The sequence below is a fragment of the Streptosporangium vulgare genome, from assembly GCF_042428775.1.
Lineage (GTDB): Bacteria > Actinomycetota > Actinomycetes > Streptosporangiales > Streptosporangiaceae > Streptosporangium > Streptosporangium vulgare.
Window position 1 is genome coordinate 158,047 of the sequence record NZ_JBHMBS010000018.1, and the last position, 23,876, is coordinate 181,922.

Here is a 23,876-nt window from a genome sequence, read left to right on the forward strand (position 1 = left end):
CCCCGGTTCACCACACCGGCCAAGGCCCCCACGTCCCGCCGCGGAAAGGGCCCCGAGGGCGTCTACACGAGGAGGGCGATCGCGCGTACGGCCGCGGAGCACAGGGCGACGAACCCGCCCAGCACGGCCAGTGCGCGCAGGCCCTCCTTGCGGAGCTCGACGAGCTCGGCGCCGATCCGCTCGATCTCCCGGCCGAGGATGCCTCCGCAGACGACGCCGAACACGACGCCGGCGACGGCGACCGGGGCGGGGTGCGTCCACCAGTCGGGCGGCAGCGAGCCGCCGAGGGTGAGCCAGAGCGCGCACCCGGCGAGGACCGCCGCCGGCAGCCCCGGCCACACGAGGGCGGTCAGCAGCGAGACGACGAAGGTCAGCGGGAAGCCCAGCACCCGCAGGACCGCCCGGGTCCTGGCCGACTTGCGCTTCCTGACCAGCCAGTGACCGGCCCACAGCGCACGGGCGAGCGTGGCGAACACCCCGGTGACGGCGAAGGTGGCCGCCGGCCAGATGGCCGTGGCCACGACGCACGGGACGGCCAGGACGGCCAGCAGGAGCAGCGCCGCGTTGCCCGCGGGCAGCGGCCCCGCCCGGCCCCCGTCCCTGGGCTCTCCGGCCGCGCCGCCCCTCCCCTTGCCGGCCTGGCGCCGGACGGTCCTGGACGCGGCGGCCGGGCGCCCACCGCGCGACGTCTCGGCGGGCGCGGGGACCCGGCCGGTCCTGGACGCCTCACCGGCCGTGGCGGCCGTACGGCCCCCGCGAGACGCCTCGCCCGTCGAGGAGGCGGGACGCCCGCCACGGGGCGCCTCTCCGACCGCGGCGGCCGGGCGCCCGCCGCGCGACGTCTCACCCGCCGGTGAGGCGGTCCGCGCCGCACGGACCGCCTCACCGGCGGGCACCGCCCGCCCGCCGCGTGGCGTGCCGTCCGCACCGGCCGGGGGCCGGGGCGCCCGCACCGCGCCGTCCACCGGGACCGGCCTCCCCCTGCCGCTCTCCGCCCTGGCCGCCCTGCCCCCCCTGGCGGGATCCTCACCCTTGGCGGCGGACTTGGAGCGGCTCTCCTGCTTCCTGGCCGGGCCGGGCCTCTCCCCCGCCGGAGCGGACGGTTTCCTGGCCGCCCCCGCCTCGGCCGGGATCACCCGGGCCAGCCGGCCCAGGCGGCCGGTGAGGAGCGCCGCGGTGGGGCGCTTGGCCGGCTCGCGGTGGAGGGCGGCGCGGATCAGGGGCAGCAGGGCGGCCGGGACCCCTTCGAGGTCGGCCTGGCCGTTGAGGATCGCGTACATCTGCGCCTCGACGGTGCCCCCGCCGAAGGTGGGACGGCCGGTCGCGGCGAAGGCCACGGTGGCCGCCCAGGCGTGCACGTCGGCGGGCTCGCCCACGTGCTCGTCGGCGAACAGCTCGGGGGCGGCGTATCCGGGGGTGCCCAGGAAGGTGCCGGTCAGGGTGAGCCGGGTGGCGTCCAGGACGTGGGCGATGCCGAAGTCGATGAGGACCGGCTCGTCGTCCCCGCCCACCACCACGTTGGCCGGTTTGAGGTCGCGGTGCACGACCCCGGCCGCGTGGATGATCGACAGGGCGACGGCGAGCCCCTGCGCGACGCTGAGCAGCCCGGCGCCCTCCAGGGGACCGTCGCGGCGCACCCGCTCCAGGAGGGTGTCTCCCTCGATGTGCTCCATGACCAGGTAGGGCCGGTCACCGTCGAGGTCGGCGTCGACGACGCGGGCGACGTAGGGGCTCTCCACCCTGCGGAGGGCGCGGACCTCCCGCTCCAGGCGCACCCGGGCCTCGGAGCCGGCGTCGTGGACGTCGTGGAGCACCTTGAGCGCGACGTTGTCACCCCGGCGGCTGGAGGCGAGGTAGACCTCGCCCATTCCCCCACGGCCGAGACGTTCCAGCAACGTGTAGGGACCGACCCGCCCGAGACGACCCACGTGACCTCCTGCGTCGGCCACATGGGTCAGGGACCGCTGCGCCTATCGGGTCGCTCACTCCCGCTCGCTCCCCTGCTCTCCAGCCATAGGAGACCACACCATAGCGGGCGAGTGTGACGTTTTCCCGACGGCACGCCGGACTCCCCGAAAGATCCGGGACAGCGAGGCGCCCCGCCGGGAAGCCGGGAGGGAACGGCGGGAACTAGCGGGAGGCGGCCTCGGGCGAGGCGAGGACCGTGCCCTCGGCCGTGCGCAGGTGGCCCTCGCCGGTGTAGACCCACTTGGTCGAGGTCAGCTCCGGCAGGCCCATGGGGCCGCGCGCGTGCAGCTTCTGGGTGGAGATGCCGATCTCCGCGCCGAAGCCGAACTCCCCGCCGTCGGTGAACCGGGTCGAGGCGTTGACCGCCACGGCCGCGGAGTCGACCAGCGCGACGAACCTGCGGGAGGCGCTCACCGAGCGCGTGACGATCGCGTCGGTGTGGGCCGAGCCGTACTTCCTGATGTGCGCCACCGCGTCCTCCAGCGAGTCGACCACGGCGGCGGCGATGTCCAGCGAGAGGTACTCCATCCGGAAGTCCTCCTCCTCGGCGGGCACCACGTCGCCGTACGCCGCGACGCGCGCGTCACCGTGCACCGTGACGCCCTCGGCCGCCAGCGCGGCCAGCGCGCGCGGCACGAAGGCGTCGGCCACGGCCGCGTGCACCAGGAGCGTCTCGGCCGCGTTGCACACCGAGGGCCGCTGGACCTTGGAGTTGATCAGGATCTGGATCGCGAGGTCCTGGTCGGCGTCGGCGTCGACGTAGACGTGGCAGTTGCCCACGCCGGTCTCGATCACCGGGACGGTGGACTCCTCCACCACCGAGTTGATCAGCGAGGCGCCGCCGCGCGGGATCAGCACGTCGACCAGGCCGCGGGCCCGCATGAGCTCCTTGACCGAGTCGCGGCTCTGCCCGGGGACCAGCTGGACGGCCCCGGCGGGCACCTGGGTGCCCGCCAGCGCCTCCTGCATGATCCTGACGAGGACGGTGTTGGACTCGTACGCGCTGGACGAGCCGCGCAGCAGGGTGGCGTTGCCGCTCTTGAGGCAGAGCGCCGCGGCGTCCACGGTCACGTTGGGGCGGCCCTCGTAGATGATGCCGATCACGCCGAGCGGGACCCGCAGCTGGCGCAGCTCCAGCCCGTTGGGCAGCGTGTTGCCCCGGATCACCTCGCCGACGGGGTCGGGGAGGTCGGCGACCTCGCGGACCGCCTCGGCGATCGCCTCGATCCTGGCCTCGTCGAGACGGAGGCGGTCGATCATGTACTCGGAGGTCCCGCTCTTCCTCGCCCTCTCCACGTCGAGCGCGTTGGCCGCGACGATCTCGGCGGACGCGGCCACGAGCGCGTCGGCCATCACCCGGAGCGCGGCGTCCTTCGGCGCCCTCGGCAGCGGGGCCAGCTCGGCGGCGGCCTCTTTCGCCGCCAGGGCAACCTTCAGGAAGTCCTCGGACATCTCGCGCTCCAAAAGAACTAGTTGTGGGATTCCAGTATGACGATGTCGTCGCGGTGAATCAGCTCTCGCTCGTACTCGGGCCCCAGGCTGGCGGCCAGTTCCCGGGTGGAGCGTCCGAGCAGCTCGGGGATCTCCCCCGCGTCGAAGTTGACCAGGCCGCGCGCGACCACCCGGCCGAGCGGCCCGCACAGGTCCACCGGATCGCCCGCCGCGAACTCGCCCTCGACGGAGGTGACCCCGGCCGGGAGCAGCGACTTGCGGCGGCTCACCACCGCCTCGACGGCCCCCGAGTCGAGGTGGAGACGGCCGCGGCCGGTGGTGGCGTGGGCGAGCCAGAGCAGGCGGGTGCCCGGGTGGCGCCCGCCGGGGTGGAAGTAGGTGCCGACGTCGGTCCCCGCGAGGGCCTGGGCGGCGTGCGCCGCGGCGGTCAGCACCACGGGCACCCCAGCCCCTGTGGCGATCTTGGCGGCCTGGACCTTGGTGATCATGCCTCCGGTGCCGACCGCGCCGCCCTTGCCGAGCTCGACCCCGACGAGGTCCTCCGGCCCGCGCACGTCGGCGAGCCTGCGGGCGCCGGGGCGGCGGGGATCGCCGTCGTAGAGGGCGTCCACGTCCGAAAGCAGCACCAGCGCGTCGGCCCGGGTCAGATGGGCGACCAGCGCCGCGAGCCGGTCGTTGTCGCCGAAGCGGATCTCGTCGGTGGCCACGGTGTCGTTCTCGTTGACCACCGGGACGATGCCCAGCTCCAGCAGCCGGGCCAGCGTGCGCTCGGCGTTGACGTGGTGCGAGCGGCGCATCATGTCGTCGGCGGTGAGCAGCACCTGGCCGACCCGCAGGCCGTACCGGGCGAAGGAGGAGGTGTAGCGGGCCACCAGCACGCCCTGGCCGACCGAGGCGGCGGCCTGCTGAGTGGCGAGGTCGCGCGGCCTGGCGGGCAGCCCGAGCGGGCCGAGACCCGCCGCGATCGCCCCCGAGGAGACGAGCACGATCTGGGTGCCCGCCTTCCGGCGGGCGCCCAGCACGTCGACCAGGGCGTCCACCCGGTCGACGTCGATCATTCCCTGCGGGGTGGTGAGCGAGGACGAACCCACCTTCACGACGAGGCGTGAAGCCGTACGGATCCGTTCGCGCGCAGAGTCCACGACACGCACCTCTCAAAGATGATCACTTGGAAGATCAGGTTATCCGAACCCCCCGTCCGGGCCGCCCCGGACGGGCCGCTCGGACTGGGACAGGACGTCCCGTTAGCCGAGCCGGTTGTCGGAGCCGCGCGGCCCCTGGCGCACGGCCTCCGCGTTGAGCGTCGGCTGCCAGTCGAAGATGTAGCCGTTCTCCATGGAACCGATGATCACCTCGGCCCCGGCCTTCGCCCCGGCCTTGGTGAGCTCCTCCTCCACGCCGAGCCGCTCCAGCCGGTCGGCGAGGTAGCCCACGGCCTCGTCGTTGGTGAAGTCGGTCTGGCGGATCCACCGCTCCGGCTTGACCCCGGTGACCTGGAAGGTGCGCTCGTCGACCCTGCGGACCGCGAATCCCGTGTCGCCGTGCTGCTTGGGCCGGATGACCAGGCGGGTCGGCTCCAGGACGGGAGCGGCGGCCCTGGCGGCGGCGACCATCTCCCCCATGGCGTAGGTCAGCTCCTTGAGCCCGTCGTGGGTGGCCGCGGAGATCGTGAAGACCCGCAGGCCACGCTCCCGCAGCATCGGCCCCACGATGTCGGACAGATCCCGGGCGTCGGGCACGTCGGACTTGTTGAGCACCGCCAGGCGCGGCCGGTCCTCCAGCTTGCCGTACGCGGCCAGCTCGGCCTCGATGGCCTCGTAGTCGCTGATCGGGTCGCGGCCCGGCTCCATCGTGGCGCAGTCGATCACGTGCACGAGCGTGTTGCAGCGCTCGACGTGACGCAGGAACTCGTGCCCCAGGCCCTTGCCCTGCGAGGCGCCGGGGATGAGGCCCGGCACGTCGGCGACGGTGAAGATGGTCTCGCCCGCGGTGACCACCCCGAGGTTGGGGACCAGGGTGGTGAACGGGTAGTCGGCGATCTTCGGGCGGGCCGCGGAGAGCGCGGCGATCAGGGAGGACTTGCCCGCGCTGGGGAAGCCGACGAGCGCCACGTCGGCGACGCTCTTCATCTCCAGCATGACGTCGATCTCGTCGCCGGGCTCGCCGAGCAGCGCGAAGCCGGGGGCCTTGCGCTTGGCGGAGGCCAGGGCGGCGTTGCCGAGCCCGCCGTGCCCGCCCTCGGCGATCACGTAGCGGGTGCCCGCGCCGATCAGGTCGATCAGGACCTCGCCGGTGTCGGCGTTCTTGACCACGGTGCCGTCGGGCACCGGGATGATGATGTCCCCGCCGTTGGCGCCGTCGCGGTTGGCGCCCTGCCCCTGCTTGCCGTTGTCGGCCTTGCGGTGCGGGCGGCGGTGATACTCCAGGAGGGTCGCCGTGTTGGCGTCGACCTCCAGGATCACGTCACCGCCCCGGCCGCCGTTGCCCCCGTCGGGACCCCCCAGCGGCTTGAACTTCTCCCGATGGACAGAGGCGCAGCCGTTTCCCCCGTCACCGGCCTTGATGTGCAGGACCACCTGGTCCACAAAGTCCGGCATGTCTACTTTCCTACCTCTATCTACGGGAACCTCTGCTGAAAACGCGAACAGGGGTGGACCGCTGAATGCGATCCACCCCTGCCGTCAACGTCTGTCGGCGCGAATCTACTCCGCGACCGGGACGATGCTCACCGCGCGGCGCCCACGCTTGACACCGAACAGAACGTGGCCCGCGGCCAGCGCGAACAGCGTGTCGTCACTGCCACGGCCGACGTTGTCGCCGGGGTGGAAGTGCGTGCCGCGCTGACGAACGATGATCTCGCCGGCGTTGACCAGCTGACCGCCGAAGCGCTTCACGCCGAGCCTCTGGGCGTTGGAGTCGCGGCCGTTCCGAGTGGACGACGCGCCCTTCTTGTGTGCCATCTCGCAAAACTCCCGAAACTCAGGCCTGGTCGATGCCGGTGATCTTCACCTGGGTGTACCGCTGGCGGTGACCCTGGCGCTTCTTGTACCCCGACTTGTTCTTGTACTTCAGAATCCGGATCTTCGGACCCTTGGTCTCACCGAGAATCTCGGCGGCAACCGTGAACTTGCCCGCCTCGGTGGTCACGTCGCCGTCGTTGACGACGAGGACCGTCGGCAGCGAAACCGTGGAACCGACCTCGCCGGCGACCTTGTCCACTTCAAGGACGTCACCGACGGAGACCTTCTGCTGCCTGCCGCCGCAACGAACGATCGCGTACACCGCGGAACCCTTCTTCTGACTGCTTGCTCGCTGGATGCTGCGCCCCGCATCCGGCTGTGGTCATTGATGACGTACCGGGTAGGCGCGCGAACAGGGCGCGCCATGAGCGCACCGGTTCACCAGAGTACCGGATTGACGGTGTCCTGGTCGAACCGGGCGGAACGTCGGGGGTGCCGGCCTTCGGCCCCGTCCCTGTGCGGGACGGGGGTCTAGTCGGCCGGCCTGGCCTTGCGGGAGCGTCTCCGCCCCCGGCCAGAAGCCTGTGCTGCCTGACCGTCCTCGTGCTGGACTCCGTCAAGCGCATCGGTCACCGTATCACGGCCCGACTGGTCACCGGCCGCCACCGCGTGGTTACCGTCCTTGCCGAGCTTCTCCGCGACGGCCTTCTCCACGGCCATCTTGCCCTGTGTGCCGCGCGGCTCAGGCTTGCCCTCCACCGGCTCGGACGAGACGTGCAGGCCCCGGCCGTTGCAGCACTCACAGGTGGTGGAGAAGGCCTCCAGGAGGCCCTGGCCGACCCGCTTGCGCGTCATCTGGACCAGGCCCAGGGAGGTCACCTCGGCCACCTGGTGCTTGGTGCGGTCGCGGGCCAGGCACTCCAGCAGCCGCCGCAGCACCAGATCGCGGTTGTTCTCCAGCACCATGTCGATGAAGTCGATGACGATGATGCCGCCGATGTCGCGCAACCTGAGCTGGCGGACGATCTCCTCGGCCGCCTCCAGGTTGTTGCGGGTGACGGTCTCCTCCAGGTTGCCGCCCTGGCCGGTGAACTTGCCGGTGTTGACGTCGACCACGGTCATGGCCTCGGTCCTGTCGATCACCAGCGAGCCGCCGCTGGGCAGCCAGACCTTGCGCTCCATCGCCTTGGCGATCTGCTCGTCGATCCGGTAGGCGGCGAAGACGTCGCCGCCCTCCTCCCACCTGCTGAGGCGGTCGGCCAGGTGCGGGGCGACGTAGCGGACGTACTCGTCGACCGTCTCCCACACGTCGCCCGCGACGACCAGCGAGGCGAAGTCCTCGTTGAAGACGTCACGGACCACCCGGACGGTGAGGTCGGGCTCGGAGGAGAGCAGCTCGGGCGCGCTCGCCGACTTGGCCTTGCGCTGGATGTTCTCCCACTGCGCCGACAGCCGGGCCACGTCGCGGGCCAGCTCGTCCTCCGACGCGCCCTCGGCGGCCGTGCGGACGATGACCCCCGCGTTCTCCGGCATGACCTTCTTCAGGATGCTCTTGAGGCGGGTGCGCTCCTTGTCGGGGAGCTTGCGGCTGATGCCGGTCATCGAGCCGTCGGGCACGTAGACCAGGTAACGGCCCGGCAGGCTGATCTGGCTCGTCAGGCGGGCGCCCTTGTGGCCCATCGGGTCCTTGGTGACCTGCACCAGCACCGACTGGCCCGACTTCAGCGCCACCTCGATCCGCTTGGGCTGTCCTTCCAGCCCCGCGGTGTCGAAGTTGACCTCACCGGCGTACAGGACCGCGTTGCGGCCCTTGCCGATGTCGACGAACGCCGCCTCCATGCTCGGCAGGACGTTCTGCACCTTGCCGAGGTAGACGTTGCCCACGTACGACTGGCTCGCCTCACGGTTGACGTAGTGCTCGACGAGGACGCCGTCCTCCAGCACCGCGATCTGGGTGCGCCCGCCGGTGCGGCGGACCACCATCATGCGCTCGACGGACTCCCTGCGGGCCAGGAACTCCGACTCGGTGATGATCGGCGGACGCCTGCGGCCGAGCTCGCGGCCCTCGCGGCGGCGCTGCTTCTTGGCCTCCAGACGGGTCGAGCCGCGCACGCTCTGCACCTCGTCCACCGAGGTGCTGCGCCCGGCGCGGGGCGCGCGGATGCGCACCACCGTGTTCGGCGGGTCGTCCGGGACGTCGCCGGGCTCGTCCGTGCCCCGGCGCCGCCTGCGACGGCGACGGCGCGAGCTGCCGCTCTCGGAGTCGTCGTCCTGCTCGGCCTCGGGCTGCTCCTCGTCGTCCTGCTCGGCCTCGGTCTCCTCGGCCTCGTCGAGGTCGCGCGCCTTGCCACGGCCCCGGCCGCCCCTGCGGCGCCGGCGCCGGCGACCACTGGCGTCGTCGTCGCCGTCGGAGTCGTCGTCCTCGATCTCCTCGGCGAGCTCGGCCTTCTCGGCCCTGTCGATCTTCTCGGCCCGGTCGGCCTTCGGCTCGGCGGGCTCGGGCTCCTGCACGGCGGGCTGGACCGGCGCGGGACGCGCGGCGGCCTGAGCGGCCCGCTGCGGATCGGGGGCCTGGAACAGGGGCTGGAACACCGCGGCGGGTGCCTGGAAGGTCACCGAGGGCACCTCGGAACGTTCCTGCCCGACCAGCCCGAAGGGGTCGGCGAACAGGACGGACCGCTCCTCGACGACGATGTCCTCGCCCGCGGGCTCGTCGTCGAGCGGCTCGTCGGCGGGCAGGTCGAGCAGCAGCTCCGCCACGACCTCCTCCGCCTCGGCGGGGGACACCTCGGGGACGCTCGGCTCGGCCTCGACCGGCGGCGTCTCGCGCGGGGCGGCCTTCTTGCGCGTACGGGTGCGCTTGGCCGGAGCGGCGGGCGCCTCCTGGGACGCGGGCTCGGCTCCGGTCTCGGGCGCGGGCTCGGAGAAGGGCTGGGGGACGGCGAAGGGGTCCGGTACGGCGGGTGCCGCCGGAGGAACCCCCGCGGGCGCCGTGGGCGCCGCGGCCTCCGCGGACGCCGCGATCTCGGCCTCGGCCGGCTCTGCGACCGGCTTCTTCGCACGGCTACGCCGCGTGGTGGTGGTCGTACCGTCCGCCACGGCCGTCTTGCGCGCACGGGTGCGCTTGGGTGCCGCGACGGGCTCCTGCGCCCCGGCCTCGGGCTCCGCCACGGAGACCTCGGGAGTCACGGAAGCCGCGGGTGCCGCGACCGGCGCGGGCGGGGCCGTGACCACGGGGGCCGGCTCCGGCGGCTCCGGCGGAGGTCCGGCGGGCCGGCTCGCGGCCCTGCGGCGGGTCACCGGTGGCCGGGTGTCTTCTGTTGTCGTGTCCCCGCCAGGGCTGTTGACCCCGGCGTTGGGCTCGTTGTCGAGCATGCGGGCGCTCTCCCGTTCAGCTCCCGGGCGCGTCTCCGCGCCGCGCGGGAGCTCTCGTCTCTCACTGTCCGCCAGGCCTGGGGCCCGGCGCCAAGTCCTATATGTCGCCGCCGACGTGCCTGCCCACCGGTTCCGCTTCGCCGCCGCGCGTGATGTCGCGGTCCAGGCCGAACGGATCGGCGGGCTCACCGGTGTGAACGTCCAGCGGGCCCTGCGCCAGCCTGGTCACCTCGGGGGGCACCGGCGGCGCGAAGTCAGCCACAAGACGCAGTCCAGTGAGAACGTCGTCGGGTCGAACGGCAGGAGTTTCGTGCCGTACAACCATGCGAAGTATGACACATGGCTGACTGGACGCCTGACCTGCTGTTGTCTCAGTTCCCTCAAATACCCTGAGGCTCAGCACCGCTTCACGTGCGTCGAAGCGTCGCATCCCCTTCTTCGTAAGGCGTTCGACCTCGACGTGGTCCGTGGCGACGAATTTCTCGGCCGCGGCCTCGGCGAGGGCGAGATCGGCTCCCGGCAGCCGCAGCTCCCACGCCGAGCACTCCATCCGGTCGGCCAGGCTCGCGGAGCCCGCCTCGACGACGTCGAGCACGTCGAGACCGGGCGGCAGCGAGGCGTCCAGCGCGGCGCGCAGCCGCTCCGGGTCACACTCGCGCGTCACGCTGATCTCGAAGTACTCGGCCTCGCTGGCGACCCCGGTGGGGGCGGCCGCTCCCACGTAGGAGATCTTCGGGTGGGGCGAGAAGCCCGCGCTGAACGCCACCGGGACGTCGGCTCTCCGGACCGCCCGTTCGAGGGCCCGGGTGATGTCACGGTGACTGGTGAAGCGCAGGCGGCCGCGCTTGGCGTAGCGCGCGCGCAGGCGTTGCACCACGGGCGCGGGCGGCGGCCCGTCGGGAGCGGGTTTCAGGGTGGTGTCGTCCTTCCCAAGTCGTGGTCGTCGTTTCGGATGAGCGGCGCTCACGCACCGCCTACCTCAGACAACCGTCAGTGGCAGCAGCTTCTTCCCGGTGGGCCCGATCTGGATCTCGGTCCCCATCGTGGGGCAGACGCCGCAGTCGTAACACGGGGTCCATCTGCAGTCTTCGACCTCGACGTCGTTGACCGCGTCCTGCCAGTCCTGCCAGAGCCACTCGCGGTCGAGACCGGCGTCGAGGTGGTCCCAGGGCAGGACCTCGTTCTCCTCGCGCTCGCGCGTGGTGTACCAGTCGACGTCGACGCCGACCTTGGCGGCGGCGTCCATCCAGCGCTGGTAGGAGAAGTGCTCGCTCCAGCCGTCGAACCGGCCGCCGTCCGCCCACACCGCGCGGATGACCTCGCCGACCCGGCGGTCCCCCCGGGAGAGCAGGCCCTCCACGATCGAGGGCTTGCCGTCGTGGTAGCGCAGGCCGATGGCACGGCCGTAGTCACGGTCGCCGCGCAGGGCCTCCTTCAAGGCCTTGAGCCTGCGGTCGACCGTCTCGTGGTCGGCCTGACCGGCCCACTGGAACGGGGTGTGCGGCTTGGGCACGAAACCGCCGATGGAGACCGTGCAGCGCACGTCGCGCGACCCGGTGGCCTCGCGGCCCGCCTTGATGACCTTCTTGGCCAGGTCGGCGATGCCCTGGACGTCGGCGTCCTCCTCGGTGGGCAGGCCGCACATGAAGTAGAGCTTCACCTGCCGCCAGCCCTGGGTGTACGCGGTGCTGACCGTCCTGATCAGGTCTTCCTCGGTGACCATCTTGTTGATCACCTTGCGCATCCGCTCGGAGCCGCCCTCCGGGGCGAACGTCAGGCCCGAGCGGCGCCCGTTGCGGGAGAACTCGTTGGCCAGGTCGATGTTGAAGGCGTCGACCCGGGTCGAGGGCAGCGACAGGGAGGTGTTGGTGCCCTCGTAGCGGTCCGCCAGCCCCTTGGCGACCTCGCCGATCTCGGAGTGGTCGGCCGAGGAGAGCGACAGCAGGCCGACCTCGTTGAAGCCGGACGCCTTGACGCCCGCCTCGACCATGTCGCCGATCGTGGTGATCGAACGCTCGCGCACCGGACGGGTGATCATGCCGGCCTGGCAGAACCGGCACCCCCGGGTGCACCCGCGGAAGATCTCCACGCTGAACCGCTCGTGCACGGTCTCGGCGAGCGGGACCAGCGGCTTCTTGGGGTACGGCCACTCGTCCAGGTCCATCACGGTGTGCTTGTGGATCCGCCACGGCACGCCCGACCTGTTGGGCGCGACGCGCTGGATCCGGCCGTCGGGGTGGTAGTCGACGTCGTAGAACTTCGGCACGTAGACCCCGCCGGACTCGGCCAGCCGCATCAGCAGCCCGTCGCGCCCGCCGGGCGAGCCCTCGGCCTTCCACTCGCGGATGACCTCGGTGATCGCGATGGCGATCTGCTCCCCGTCGCCCAGCACGGCGGCGTCGAGGAAGTCGGCGATCGGCTCGGGGTTGAACGCCGCGTGACCGCCGGCCAGCACGATCGGGTCGTCCTCGCCCCGGTCGGCCGCCTCCAGCGGGATGCCCGCCAGATCCAGCGCGGTCAGCATGTTGGTGTAGCCGAGCTCGGTCGAGAAGGAGAGCCCGAGCACGTCGAACGCCCGTACGGGCCGGTGCGCGTCGACCGTGAACTGGGGCACGCCCTCGGAGCGCATGAGCGCCTCCAGGTCGGGCCAGACCGCGTAGGTCCGCTCGGCCAGCGTCTCCGGCAGCTCGTTGAGGATCTCGTAGAGGATCTGGACGCCCTGGTTGGGCAGGCCGACCTCGTAGGCGTCCGGATACATCAGCGCCCAGCGGACCGTGGTCTCGTCCCAGTCCTTGACGGTCGAGTTGAGCTCACCTCCGACGTACTGGATCGGCTTCTGCACCCTGGGCAGGAGCGCTTCCAGGCGGGGAAACAGCGACTCGACAGACATGCCATCAAGAATATCCGCCTGGAGGGGGTGCCACAGGCGGTCGCCGCCCGCTCACGGCGGGCCGGGCCGGTGGCGCGGCCCCTCACGGGCGCCGCGTACGCGACCCCGGCAGGCGTCCCGGCGCCGCGGGCAGGGGCGAAACGGGCACGGAAAGGCTCACCTGAGCGGCTGCCCGCGCATGTGGATCGCCTGGAGCAGACCGAAGGCGATCATGTTGGCGAAGGTGGCGGTGCCGCCGTAGGAGACGAACGGCAGGGGAAGGCCGGTGATCGGCATGATCCCGACGGTCATCCCGATGTTGACGAACGACTGGAAGGCCAGCCAGCACACGATCGAACCGGCCACCAGCGCGCCGAAGCGGTCGTCGCACTCGCGCGCGATCCGCACTCCCCGCACCAGGATCACCCCCAGCAGCGCCACCACGGTGACCGAGCCGAGGAAACCGAACTCCTCCCCCGCCACCGTGAAGATGAAGTCGGTGTGCTGCTCGGGTACGAAACGCCCGGTGGTCTGGCCACCCCCGAACAGCCCCTTGCCGAACACCTCCCCCGACCCGATCGCGATCAGCGACTGCGTGCTGTTGTAGCCGACGCCGCGCGGATCGCTGGCGGGGTTGAGGAACGCGGTGAACCGGGCGATCTGGTACGGCTCCAGGACGCCGAGGAACCACACCGCCACCCCCGCGCCGACCACGCTGAGGGTGAGCCCGGCGATCCAGCGCTTGCGGACCCCCGCCACGACGATCGTGCCGGCCGTGATCACCCCGATCACCATCGTGGTGCCCAGGTCGGGCTGGAGCATCACCAGGCCCATGGTGAACACGGACACCACCAGCGCGACCACGACGTCGAAACCGCGCGGCCGGTCGGTGCCCCTGGCGGGCTGGGCCATCAGCATGGCGAGCATCAGCACCAGGCCGAGCTTGGCGAACTCCGACGGCTGGAACGCGAAACCGCCGCCCAGCATGATCCACGAGTGGGCGCCGTTCACGGTGCTGCCGAGCGGTGTGATCACCAGAATCAACCCGACCAGCGTCGCGCCGTAGATCAGCGGCGCGAAGGCCCGCAGCGCCCGGTGGTCCACCATCGCGGCCGTACCGGCGAGCACGGCACCGATGACGAGGTTGAGGATGTGCTTCTTGACCAGCCCCGTGGAGCCGGCCGCCCAGGTCCTCGTCGAGGACCAGACCAGCATCGTGCCGATCACCGCCAGCGCGGTGACCGCGACCAGCATCAGCCCGTCCATCCGGCCCACAGTGGCGGCGGCCGCCACCGTCCGGCCGGCCAGGGACGTCCTCGGCGGCGCGGCCGCCGCCCGGTTCACGCCCCCTCCCCGGCGGACGTCACCACCGGCGCCCTCGCGAACCCCACCGCGAACACCGCGACGGACATCGAAGCCGACATCGAAGCCGACATCGAAATGGACGCCGAAATGGACGCCGAAGCGGACACCGGGACGGGCACGCCGCTCACGGACACCCGCGCGAACGTCCCCTCCGGCACGGTCACCGGCGCCGCCCGCGTCGCCGAAGCCGTCATCGCGACACCGTCCCGTCCTTGGCGATCACCGGGAGCGCCCTCGCGGGGCGCCCGCCCGGCAGGACCGAGGAGGACGGCTTCCCGTCGGGCTTGAAGCCGTAGATGCCCTCGTAGATCTTCCGTACCGCCGGAGCGGCGGTCTGGCCGCCCATCCCGCCCTGGGACACCATGGCGACGATCACGAACCTCGGCTTGTCCGTCGGGGCGAACGAGGCGAACCAGGATGTGTCGGCCTTGCCGTAGACCTCGGCGGTGCCGGTCTTCCCGCCGATCTTGACCTTGTCCATGGGGAACCCCGAGAAGGCCCCGGCCGCGGTGCCGTCGGAGGCGACCTCGCTCAGCGCCCCCTTGATGTAGGCCCGCTCCTCCGGCGTGATCGGCAGTTTGCCCACCACCGGCACCTTGATCTCCTTGACCTTGGTGCCGTCGGGACGCACCAGCGCCCAGCCCACCCTGGGACTGCGCAGCTTGCCGTCCCCGACCAGCGCCGCGTACGCCGCCGCCAGCTGCAGCGGCGTCACCAGAACGTCGCCCTGCCCGATGGAGAAGTTGGCGGCGTCACCGGGCCGCCACTGGAACCCTTCCAGGCAGTTCTCGTACGCCAGCCGCTTGAGGAACGCGGCCCTGCTGGGACTGCTCTTGGCCACCTCCGGATAGCCGGTCTTGGCCCGCCTGCAGTTGTCCTCCTTGGTCGCCGCCCAGAGCGCCTTCTTCCACGCCCGGTCGGGGATCCTGCCCGGCGACTCGCCCGGCAGGTCGATGCCCGTGGGACGGCCGAACCCGAAGGCACGCGCCATGTTCGCCATCGGCTCCTTGGTCTTCCCCTTGGGATTGAGCCCGCCGTCGCGCAGCCACTGCTCGTACGCCGCCCGGTAGAAGATCGTGTCGCACGACTTCACCAGCGCCATGTGCAGGTTGAGGACGCCCAGCCCGATGCCGCGGAAGTTGTTGAACGGCCGGTCGCCGACCATGAAGGACCCCGGGCAGTCGTACTTGCCGTGCAGCGGATAGCCGTCCCTGAGCATCGCCGACACCGACGACACCTTGAACGTCGAACCGGGCGCGAACTCGCCCTTGATCGCCCGCGACACCAGCGGCTTGCCGGTCTTGCCCGACAGCAGGCGCTGGTACTCCGCCTCGGAGATGCCCCCGCTCCAGACCGCCGGATCGTACGTCGGCGCGCTGGCCAGCGCGATCACCCGGCTCGTCCTCGCGTCCAGCACCACCGCCGCCGCCCCGTCGGCCTTGGGCGCGCCCTTCATCGCCTCCGCCAGCGCCTTCTCGGCCAGGGTCTGCACCCTGGCGTCGATGCTGGTGATGAGCGTGTCGCCCGGGACGGGCGGCACGTGCCGCTCCACCCCGATGACCTTGCCCAGCCGGTCGACCTGCACCCGCCGCATCCCCGGCGTCCCCCGCAGCGGCACGTCGTAGACCGACTCCAGGCCGTCCCTGCCCACCAGGTCGACCCCGGAGAACGCCGACCTGAGCCCGTCGCGCCTGTCCAGCTCCTCCTGCGTGATCGGCTGCAGGTAGCCGAGCGCCTGCGCGCCCGCGCCCTTGCGCGGATACTCCCGCACGGCCTGCACCTCGGCCGTGACCCCGGGGAACTCCTCCTGCCGCTCCAGGATCTGCAGGGCCTCGCGCGTGGTGACGTCGACGTCGATGGGGATCGGCTGGTACGGGGACCCCGGCCAGCAGGGACGGGTCACCCCGGGACCGCACGCCCTGATCCGCTCCCGCAACTCGGTGGGACGGCGGCCGAGCACGTCGGCCAGCCTCTGGAGCACCTCCTGGCCGTTGCCCGCCATCCGGTTCAGGCGCGTGCGGTCGACCGAGACCACCAGCGTCGTCCGGTTGCGCACCAGCGGACGGCCCGTCGCGTCGAGGATCTGCCCGCGCACCGCGGGGACGACGACGTCGCGCGTACGCGTCTCGGTCGCGGCCTCCACGTACTCCGTACCGCGCACCACCTGCACCTGCCAGAGCCGTACGGCGAGCAGCGCCAGCATCGACACCACCAGCACCTGCACCACGACCAGCCGCCCCCGCATCAGGCCCATACCCCGTCCTCCCCGCACACCCGGCCGGAACCCCCGGCCCACGACCCGCCCGACCTCGCTCTCCCCTCGCGGCGAAGCCCGCCACGACCCCACGACGCACGAGGCCGCGTACGTGGCCTCATAGGCGACTCCGTATGACGTGCTGGGGCACCCGGACCGGCCTCGGCTCCGGCCCCCGGACGAGCCTTCGCACCATCCACACCACCGGGGGCGCGGCGAGCAGGTTGTAGGCCATCGCCTGCGGCAGCACCGTCGTCAGTATGGACAGCCCGCTGCGCGGATCCCCCACCAGGGCGCCGGTCACCAGGGCGACCACGGGACCGGCGACCGCGCAGGCCATCGCCGCGAGCGGCGCCGCGCCCGGCTGGCTCTCCACCGCGCGTCCCGCCAGGAAACCCATGAGGCAGAGCACGAGCGCGTTGTGCCCGAGCAGGTGCGCCGCCGGCGGCAGCAGGTCGCTGACGAGACCGGCGGCGAAACCCATGACGGCTCCCGCCGCGGCCCCGCGCGCCAGCGCGTACCCCACCACGGCGAGCAGCACCAGATCCGGCGCGGCGTTCCCGGGCAGCGGCAGCCTGTTGACGACGGTCACCTGGACGATCATGATCCCCAGGAACAGCAGCACGAAGGCCACGTTGCGGCCCATCCCGTCAGGCCCCCTCTCGCCGGCCACGGGGAGCCTCCGCCTCGCGCGGGCCGGATTCCGAGCCGGACTCGGCGTCGGAGCGGGACTCGGAGCCGGGCTCGGAGCCGGACTCGGCGTCGGGTGAACGCGAGGTGGCCCGCTCCGGCGTCGAGACCTTCGTCTTGGGCGGTCCCGGCGGGAGCACCGCGTCACGCGGGTCACGCTGCGGCGCCCGCACCACCACGCCGACCACGTCCAGCGCGGTGAGATCGGCGGACGGCCGCGCGTACGCGATGCGGGTCAGCTCACCCGGCGTGGCCTCCACCCGCTCCACCACCCCGATCGGCACCCCCGCCACGTACGGCGCGCCACGCTGGGAGCCGAAACTCACGATGCGATGGCCGGGGGTGATCGGCGCGGTCGAGTCGAGCAGCCGGAAGCGGACCAGGCGGCCGTTCTCCCCCACACCGTGCACCACCCCGATCTCGTTGCTGCCCTCCAACCGGGCCCCGGCCGCCGAGGCGGGGTCGCTGAGCAGCACCACCGTCGAGGTGGACGGGCCCACCTGGACCACCCTGCCGACCAGGCCGTCGGCGTTCAGCACGGTCATCTCCGGGCGCACCCCGTCGGCGCGTCCCACGTCGAGCTCGACGGCCTCCTCGAACCCGGGGGCGCCGCGCCGGGCGATCACCTGGGTGGGCAGGATCCGGTATCCGCCGGTCCCCGCGACCCCGAGCAGCCTGCGAAGCTCCCGGGACCGCCCCCGGTCGAGGCTCTGCGCCGCCAGGTCGTGCCGGAGCCGCTGGTTCTCCGCGCGCAGTTTCTCGATGCGGGCGCGCGCCGAGGGAGCCTCGGCCATCGTCTCGAAGAACTCGCCGACCGGCCGCACGAGGCCCGCCCCCGCGCTCTCCGCGGCGCCGAACAGCGTCGTGCCGACCGTCCTGAGCGGACCGAACGGCGACTCCGTCACCGAACGGTGGTCGATGGTCACGAGCACGAGCGCGGCGGCCAGCAGCAGCCCCAGGTTGACCCGTGCCCGGCGGGTGTCCTTCATCAGTGCCGCGGCTCGGGAACCAGGACCTGCTGCAGGGCGTCGAAGTCCTCGACGCACTTGCCCGAGCCGAGCGCGACGGAGTCGAGGGCGTTGTCGACCAGGTGGATCGGCATGCCGGTCTCCGCCTTCAGCCGCTCGTCCATGCCCTTGAGGAGCGCCCCGCCCCCGGTGAGGGCGATCCCTCGGTCCATCAGGTCTCCGGAGAGCTCGGGCGGGCACTTGTCGAGGGTCGTCTTGACCGTGTCGACGATCACGTTCAACGGCTCCTCGATGGCCTTGCGGATCTCCGCGGCCGACACCACGATCGTCTTGGGCAGGCCGCTGACCAGGTCACGGCCCCGGATCTCGGCGTGACTCTCCTCGGGGAGCAGGCACGCGGAGCCGATGGCCATCTTGATCTCCTCTGCCGTGCGCTCGCCGAGCATGAGCGAGTGCTCCTTCTTGGCGAAGGCGATGATCGCCTGGTCGAGCTCGTCGCCGCCCACCCTGATCGACTGGCTGGTGACCACGCCCCCCATCGAGATGATCGCCACCTCGGTGGTGCCACCGCCTATGTCGATCACCATGTTGCCGGTGGGCTCGTGCACCGGGAGCCCGGCGCCGATCGCGGCGGCCATGGGCTCCTCGACGATGTAGACCCTGCGCGCGCCCGCCTGGTAACCGGCCTCCTTGACCGCTCGCTGCTCGACCCCGGTGATCCCGCTCGGCACGGCGATGATGATGCGCGGCTTGGCGAAGTGACGGCGCTTGTGCACCCGCTGGATGAAATAGCGCAGCATGCGCTCGGTGACGTCGAAGTCGGCGATGACCCCGTCCTTGAGCGGGCGGATGGCCACGATGTTGCCGGGAGTGCGGCCTATCATCCGCTTGGCCTCGATACCAACAGCCACGATCTTCCCCGTCGCGGTGTTGATCGCTACGACGGACGGCTCGTTGAGCACGATCCCGCGGCCTCGTACGTACACGAGGGTGTTCGCGGTGCCGAGGTCGACCGCCATGTCACGGCCCAGAAAAGCAAGATTGCTGCCCATGAGGAAGGCCGGCCTCCTTCCGTCAGGTCGTCGGCGAAAACTACGGAACGCACTCGAATCGTAACGTGACGTACCCACCATTGAGCGCAATGAGGCGGCCTGCCGCAGCAAAATCTTGGGTTAGCCGAATACACCGGGCCCCGGCGTCCACAAGGACGGCGGGGCCCGGCGAACACGGTGAAAGCGTGCGTTCAGAAGCGATCCGGGAAGAAGATCTTGATCTCCCTGGCGGCGGACTCGGGAGAGTCGGAGCCGTGGACGACGTTCTCGCCGATCTCCAGGGCGTGGTCGCCGCGGATGGTGCCGGGCGCCGACTTGACCGGGTCGGTGAGGCCGGCGAGGCCGCGGAAGGCCTCGATGGCGCGCGGCCCCTCGAGCACCAGCGCGACCAGCGGGCCGGAGGTGATGAACTCCACCAGCTCGCCGAAGAACGGCCGCTCGGAGTGCTCGGCGTAGTGCACCTTGGCGGTGTCGACGTCCAGGGTGCGCAGCTCCAGCGCCACGACCTTCAGACCCTTGCGCTCGACACGGGCGATCACGTCGCCGATGAGACCACGCGCCACACCGTCGGGCTTGATCAGGACAAGGGTGCGCTCGGACACTGAAGTTCTCCTTTGAACATGTATGGGTCGCGGACTGCGGTAATCGCGCGAAGTTTACCGTCCTTCGCGCGATTCCCCGTGGTCGGCGAGGTCACTGGAGGGCGGGCCCGTTCCCCGGGCCGTCCTCGGGCGAGGGCGCGGGCGGCGGCACCACCACGGGCGGCGCGACGACCTTCTCCTGCTCGGTCTCCGTCTCCGGCTCGGGGTCGCGCTCGGGGACCCGGTCGGGCTCGTGCCGGGGCCTGGGCCTTCCGCCCGCGCCCGCCCCGTGCCCGCCCCCGCTGACGGCCATGGACCCGCTCATGGACTCGGTCGCCGCCATGGGCCCGGCCTCGGGGTCAGGGCGGACCTGCGGCTGCGGACCGGCCGCGGCCTCGGACCGCGGCCGCACCACCGAGTGTCTCGCCTGCCCGGCCTGAGCGTCCCGCTCCGCCTGCCCGGCCTGCTCTGGCCGACCGCTCCGGCCGGTCTGGCCGGTCTGTCTGGGAGGTCCCGACGCCGTGGCGTCCGGCCACGCGCCACCGGCGAGATCGACCTCCCCCGCCGGAGAGGGCACCAGCCCGGAGGCGGAACCCGCACCGAACGGGGTGTCCCGCGCGTCTCTCGCGTCCTGCGCGTCCCCCGCCTCCCGGGTGCCCACCGGCGTACCGGGCAGAAGACGGGCCAGGACGGCGCCGAGCACGATCACCGCGAGCACCAGGCCGCCCCCGATCAGCGCCCACAGATGCAGGGCGTCCACGAACCCGTCGACCAGCGCCTGCGGGGTCGTGGCCTCCTCCAGGCGGGTGACCTGGACACCGCTGCCCAGCAGGAAGCCCACGAGCACCGCGGGGAAGAACAGCGACAGCGCCAGGAGCGCGGCCCCCTCGCCGCAGGAGCGCAGCGCGCCGGTGAGCGCCACCGAGGCACCCCCCGCGAGCAGCGCGAACGGGATGATCAGCGGAAGCCCGCCCGGAGCCGGAAGGAACAGCCGCACGGCGCACAGGCCCGCGACCATCACCACGAGCCCGCCCGCGGTGACCCTGGGCATGGCCGCGTGACCCGGCCGGTTCGCCAGCGCGGCGGACAGGAGGCCCACCAGCGCGGCGATCGCGAAGGCCGGCCACAGTCCGGACAGGCCGGGACCTCCCAGCCCGCCGAGCTCGACGTAGGTGATCTGGGCGGCGGTCGGCAGCACGACGACGCCGACCGCGATCATCGCGTAGGCCGGCGCCCGGCCGACGGCTCCCTTCGAGGCGCCGGAGGAGGCCAGGGCCAGCAGGACGAGGACCGACACCAGCGCCGCGCGGATCACCAGGCTCGGCGACCAGTCGAACGTGCTGCCCAGGGCGAGGGCCGCGACGCCCACGGCGGGCACGAACACCCACAGCGTGCGCCCGCGTTCCGCGACGGCCCGTACGGGACCGGCACTCTCGCCCTCCTTCAGCCACAGCACCAGGTAGACCGCGGCGAGCACGAGCGCGACCCCGGTGAGCATCGGGTACGGCTGGAGGGTGACGCGCCAGGAGTCGACCTGGTCAAGGGGCCACAGGGCGAGCGCCTGGGCGGCCAGGAGGCTCGCCGTCAACGCGGCCGCCCACACGGCCCTGAGGAGCACCGAACGCCCCCACACGGCCATCAGGGTGGCCGGGACCAGCAGGCCCGCACCGACCCCGTGCAGGACCCGCAGGACCCCCACCAGCGCCGTGGACCCGGCGTACCCGCCGGCGGCGTCCGCGAAGGCGAGCAGGGTCAGCCCCGCGACCATCATCGGGGCCGCCCTCATCCGGTGCACGGCCACCGCCGCCACCGGCACGGTCAGGACCATCGCGGGAAGCGCCAGCCCGTGCGCCCTGATCATCGCTATCTGCGAGATGTCCGGCGGCAGGAGGGCGGCGACCACCGAGATGGTGTTGGGGATGGCGACGATCGCCAGCGGCAGCACTACCGCGACGAGCAGTCCGAGGACGACGTCGAGCATCAGGGAGACGCGGAGCGCGCGCACCAGGCCCGTGGGCCTGGCGGACACCACCCGAGTCGGTTGGATGGGAGGGACGGCCATGTTGGCCGACTTTAGCGAGAAGTCACACCCTCGACACGGCGAGCGACGAATATCGCTGTGATCCACAGCGCGGCGAAGATCACTCCGAGGAGGAACATGGTCGGGACCATGAGGCCGGAGGCGATGGCGAGCACCTGGATCACGCTCCCCGCGACGTAGGCGAAAGGCCGCTTGAGCAGGCCGATCACCACCACGCAGAGGAACGCCAGGCCCAGGCCGACGGTGGCCGCGACGGCCGGTTCGATGCCCTGCGTGTTGATGGCGACCGGCGTGAACAGACCGACGACTATGGCCTCCATGCCGAGCACGCTGGCACAGAGACGTCTCATCCCCGGAGTGACCGTGATCATTTTTCGCTCCTCCAGAGTCGCCTCGGCCATACCCCACCCGCCACGCCCGGCCGGCTCGTCCCGTTCCGTCGGCTTACCGCCGCGTTCCGCCCGCTCGGCGCGCTCTGTCCGCCCAGCACGTACGGCCCGCGTGACGCGTCTCGTCGCCCGCCGTGCCCTCGCCCGCTCACTGTGCCTCGTCCGCCTTGAGCAGGAGACGCGCGTCACCGGCGGTCACCACCGACCCGGTGATCAGCACCCCGGCCCCGCTGAACTCGCCCAGGGCGTCGACCAGGCCGATCGCCCGGTCGATCGCGTTGTCCAGCCTCTCGACCTGGTACACCCGGTCAAGACCGAAGATCTCCTCGGCCAGCGCGGCGAGATCGTCCACGTCCATGGACCTCGGCGAGGAGTTCCTGGTCACCACGATCTCGTCCATCATCGGTTCCAGCAGCTCCAGGATGCCCTGGACGTCCTTGTCCTCGAACACCGCCACCACGCCGATGAGCTTCGCGAAGTCGAAGGACTCCTGCACGGCGTCCAGGGTGGCCCGCATTCCCGCCGGATTGTGCGCGGCGTCGACGACCACCGTGGGCCCCCGGCGAACCACCTCGAGCCTGCCGGGCGAACGCACCTGCAGGAACGCCTGCCGTACCAGCTCCGCGTCCAGAGGCTCCTCCCCGCCGGTCAGCGCCTCCGCCGCGGCCAGCGCGCAGGCGGCGTTGCTCGCCTGGTGGGCACCGTAAAGGGGGAGCAGGATGTCCTCGTACGTTCCCTTGAGCCCCTTGAGCCGGAGCAGCTGCCCACCGATGGCGAGCTCCCTGCTCAGCACGCCGAACTCCAGCCCCTCGCGTGCCACGGTGGCACCGGTGTCGGCCGCCTGCCTCATCAACACCGAGGCCGCGGGAAGCTCCTGCTGCGCGAGCACCGCGGTCGCCCCGGGTTTGATGATGCCGGCCTTCTCCCCGGCGATCGTCTCGACGTCGGGCCCGAGGTAGTCGACGTGGTCGAGGGAGATGGGCGTGATGACCGCCACTGCACCGTCGGCGACGTTGGTGGCGTCGGTGATGCCCCCCATGCCCGTCTCGATGACCGCGACGTCCACCGGAGCATCGGCGAAAGCGGCGAACGCCATCGCGGTGAGGGTCTCGAAGAAGGAGAGCCGCCGCCCCTGGGCGTCGACCATCTCCAGGTAGGGCGCGATGTCCTCGTACACCTCGACGAAGCGCTCCTCGCTGAGCGGGACACCGTCCACGCAGATGCGCTCGCGCATGGAGACGAGGTGAGGGCTGGTGAAGCGGCCGACCCGCAGGTTGCGCTCGCGCAGGAGCGCTTCGATCATCCGGGTCGTGCTCGACTTGCCGTTCGTACCGGCCACGTGCACGACGGGATATGAGTGCTGCGGGGAACCGAGCAGATCCACGAGCGCGGCGATCCTGTCGAGGCTGGGCTCGAAGTTCCACTCGACACCACGCTGCATGATCGCTTGTTCAACCGCTCGATAGTCCACGTCTCCAGCCTACTGACGTCCTGGGCGGGTCCCGGACAGGGCCGTAAAGGCTGGTGCACGCGGACTCCGTGTCCCATGAAACGCCACAGGCCGGGAAGTCCAGGCACGGCGGTCGTAGCGGGGTGGAAGCCCTGATCGTAACGAGCCAGAAGCCCACACAAACCCCGGAACGACCAAGCCCCAGCCAGCCTCCGAAACGAGCCAGAACAAACCGGAAGGACCAGGAAAGGACCGGAAAGGAGCCCGGGAAAAGCCCCGGAAAGCAGCACGCGAAGCCCCCGGGAAACCCTCCGGGAAATCCTTGAGGGGAAACTCCCCGAAAAACACGAAGGCCCCCACCGAATGGTGGGGGCCCTCAAAAGATTGTCCGGCGGTGACCTACTCTCCCACACCGTCCCCGGTGCAGTACCATCGGCGCTGAAGAGCTTAACTTCCGGGTTC

At 71.7% G+C, this 23,876-nt stretch carries 18 protein-coding genes and 1 rRNA gene; all 19 read right to left on the minus strand.

Annotated elements, in window-relative coordinates:
- Nucleotides 1–62 precede the first annotated feature (62 nt).
- The gene (locus ACFFRH_RS30670; protein WP_386161110.1) at nucleotides 63–1,928 is read right to left on the minus strand and encodes a serine/threonine-protein kinase; all 1,866 of its coding nucleotides are present in this window, start codon (nucleotides 1,926–1,928) and stop codon (nucleotides 63–65) included.
- A gap of 202 nt (nucleotides 1,929–2,130) precedes the next feature.
- The gene (locus tag ACFFRH_RS30675) at nucleotides 2,131–3,420 is read right to left on the minus strand and encodes a glutamate-5-semialdehyde dehydrogenase (protein ID WP_344742611.1); all 1,290 of its coding nucleotides are present in this window, start codon (nucleotides 3,418–3,420) and stop codon (nucleotides 2,131–2,133) included.
- Between the two features lie 17 nt (nucleotides 3,421–3,437).
- Nucleotides 3,438–4,562: a glutamate 5-kinase gene (gene proB / locus ACFFRH_RS30680; RefSeq protein WP_344742610.1), complete on the minus strand. Its 1,125-nt coding sequence runs from the start codon at nucleotides 4,560–4,562 to the stop codon at nucleotides 3,438–3,440.
- A gap of 102 nt (nucleotides 4,563–4,664) precedes the next feature.
- Nucleotides 4,665–6,017, minus strand: coding sequence for a GTPase ObgE (gene obgE, locus ACFFRH_RS30685; protein ID WP_344742609.1), 1,353 nt, complete (start codon nucleotides 6,015–6,017; stop codon nucleotides 4,665–4,667).
- Between the two features lie 105 nt (nucleotides 6,018–6,122).
- Nucleotides 6,123–6,380 carry a 50S ribosomal protein L27 gene (rpmA, locus tag ACFFRH_RS30690; RefSeq protein ID WP_030924780.1) on the minus strand — a complete coding sequence of 86 codons (258 nt, stop codon included), beginning with the start codon at nucleotides 6,378–6,380 and terminating at the stop codon, nucleotides 6,123–6,125.
- 19 nt (nucleotides 6,381–6,399) lie between these two features.
- A complete protein-coding gene (gene rplU, locus ACFFRH_RS30695; protein ID WP_030924785.1) occupies nucleotides 6,400–6,702 on the minus strand; it encodes a 50S ribosomal protein L21 in 303 nt (100 codons plus the stop codon).
- Nucleotides 6,703–6,911: 209 nt separating this feature from the next.
- Nucleotides 6,912–9,755, minus strand: a complete 2,844-nt coding sequence (locus tag ACFFRH_RS30700; protein ID WP_344742607.1) for an Rne/Rng family ribonuclease — start codon at nucleotides 9,753–9,755, stop codon at nucleotides 6,912–6,914.
- A gap of 97 nt (nucleotides 9,756–9,852) precedes the next feature.
- Nucleotides 9,853–10,632, minus strand: coding sequence for a TIGR03936 family radical SAM-associated protein (locus tag ACFFRH_RS30705; protein ID WP_344742618.1), 780 nt, complete (start codon nucleotides 10,630–10,632; stop codon nucleotides 9,853–9,855).
- A gap of 102 nt (nucleotides 10,633–10,734) precedes the next feature.
- Nucleotides 10,735–12,645: a TIGR03960 family B12-binding radical SAM protein gene (locus ACFFRH_RS30710; protein ID WP_344742606.1), complete on the minus strand. Its 1,911-nt coding sequence runs from the start codon at nucleotides 12,643–12,645 to the stop codon at nucleotides 10,735–10,737.
- Between the two features lie 156 nt (nucleotides 12,646–12,801).
- The gene (gene rodA, locus ACFFRH_RS30715; protein WP_344742604.1) at nucleotides 12,802–13,968 is read right to left on the minus strand and encodes a rod shape-determining protein RodA; all 1,167 of its coding nucleotides are present in this window, start codon (nucleotides 13,966–13,968) and stop codon (nucleotides 12,802–12,804) included.
- Nucleotides 13,969–14,179: 211 nt separating this feature from the next.
- Nucleotides 14,180–16,243: a penicillin-binding protein 2 gene (gene mrdA / locus ACFFRH_RS30720; protein ID WP_386161111.1), complete on the minus strand. Its 2,064-nt coding sequence runs from the start codon at nucleotides 16,241–16,243 to the stop codon at nucleotides 14,180–14,182.
- Between the two features lie 118 nt (nucleotides 16,244–16,361).
- On the minus strand, nucleotides 16,362–16,916 hold the full coding sequence (gene mreD, locus ACFFRH_RS30725; protein WP_386161112.1) for a rod shape-determining protein MreD: 555 nt from the start codon (nucleotides 16,914–16,916) through the stop codon (nucleotides 16,362–16,364).
- Complete coding sequence (mreC, locus tag ACFFRH_RS30730; RefSeq protein ID WP_386161113.1) at nucleotides 16,894–17,922, minus strand: rod shape-determining protein MreC; 1,029 nt, start codon at nucleotides 17,920–17,922, stop codon at nucleotides 16,894–16,896. Before mreC ends, mreD begins: the two co-directional genes overlap by 23 nt.
- Nucleotides 17,922–18,953, minus strand: a complete 1,032-nt coding sequence (locus ACFFRH_RS30735) for a rod shape-determining protein (protein ID WP_344743201.1) — start codon at nucleotides 18,951–18,953, stop codon at nucleotides 17,922–17,924. Before ACFFRH_RS30735 ends, mreC begins: the two co-directional genes overlap by 1 nt.
- A gap of 191 nt (nucleotides 18,954–19,144) precedes the next feature.
- A complete protein-coding gene (gene ndk, locus ACFFRH_RS30740) occupies nucleotides 19,145–19,555 on the minus strand; it encodes a nucleoside-diphosphate kinase (RefSeq protein ID WP_329084418.1) in 411 nt (136 codons plus the stop codon).
- Nucleotides 19,556–19,646: 91 nt separating this feature from the next.
- Nucleotides 19,647–21,596 (minus strand): hypothetical protein, encoded by a 1,950-nt coding sequence (locus ACFFRH_RS30745; protein WP_386161114.1) that lies wholly within the window; start codon nucleotides 21,594–21,596, stop codon nucleotides 19,647–19,649.
- A gap of 11 nt (nucleotides 21,597–21,607) precedes the next feature.
- A complete protein-coding gene (locus ACFFRH_RS30750) occupies nucleotides 21,608–21,946 on the minus strand; it encodes a DUF4233 domain-containing protein (RefSeq protein WP_344743203.1) in 339 nt (112 codons plus the stop codon).
- Between the two features lie 166 nt (nucleotides 21,947–22,112).
- Nucleotides 22,113–23,405, minus strand: coding sequence for a bifunctional folylpolyglutamate synthase/dihydrofolate synthase (locus ACFFRH_RS30755; RefSeq protein WP_344743205.1), 1,293 nt, complete (start codon nucleotides 23,403–23,405; stop codon nucleotides 22,113–22,115).
- 395 nt (nucleotides 23,406–23,800) lie between these two features.
- A 5S ribosomal RNA gene (gene rrf / locus ACFFRH_RS30760) occupies nucleotides 23,801–23,876 on the minus strand; the annotation flags it as partial.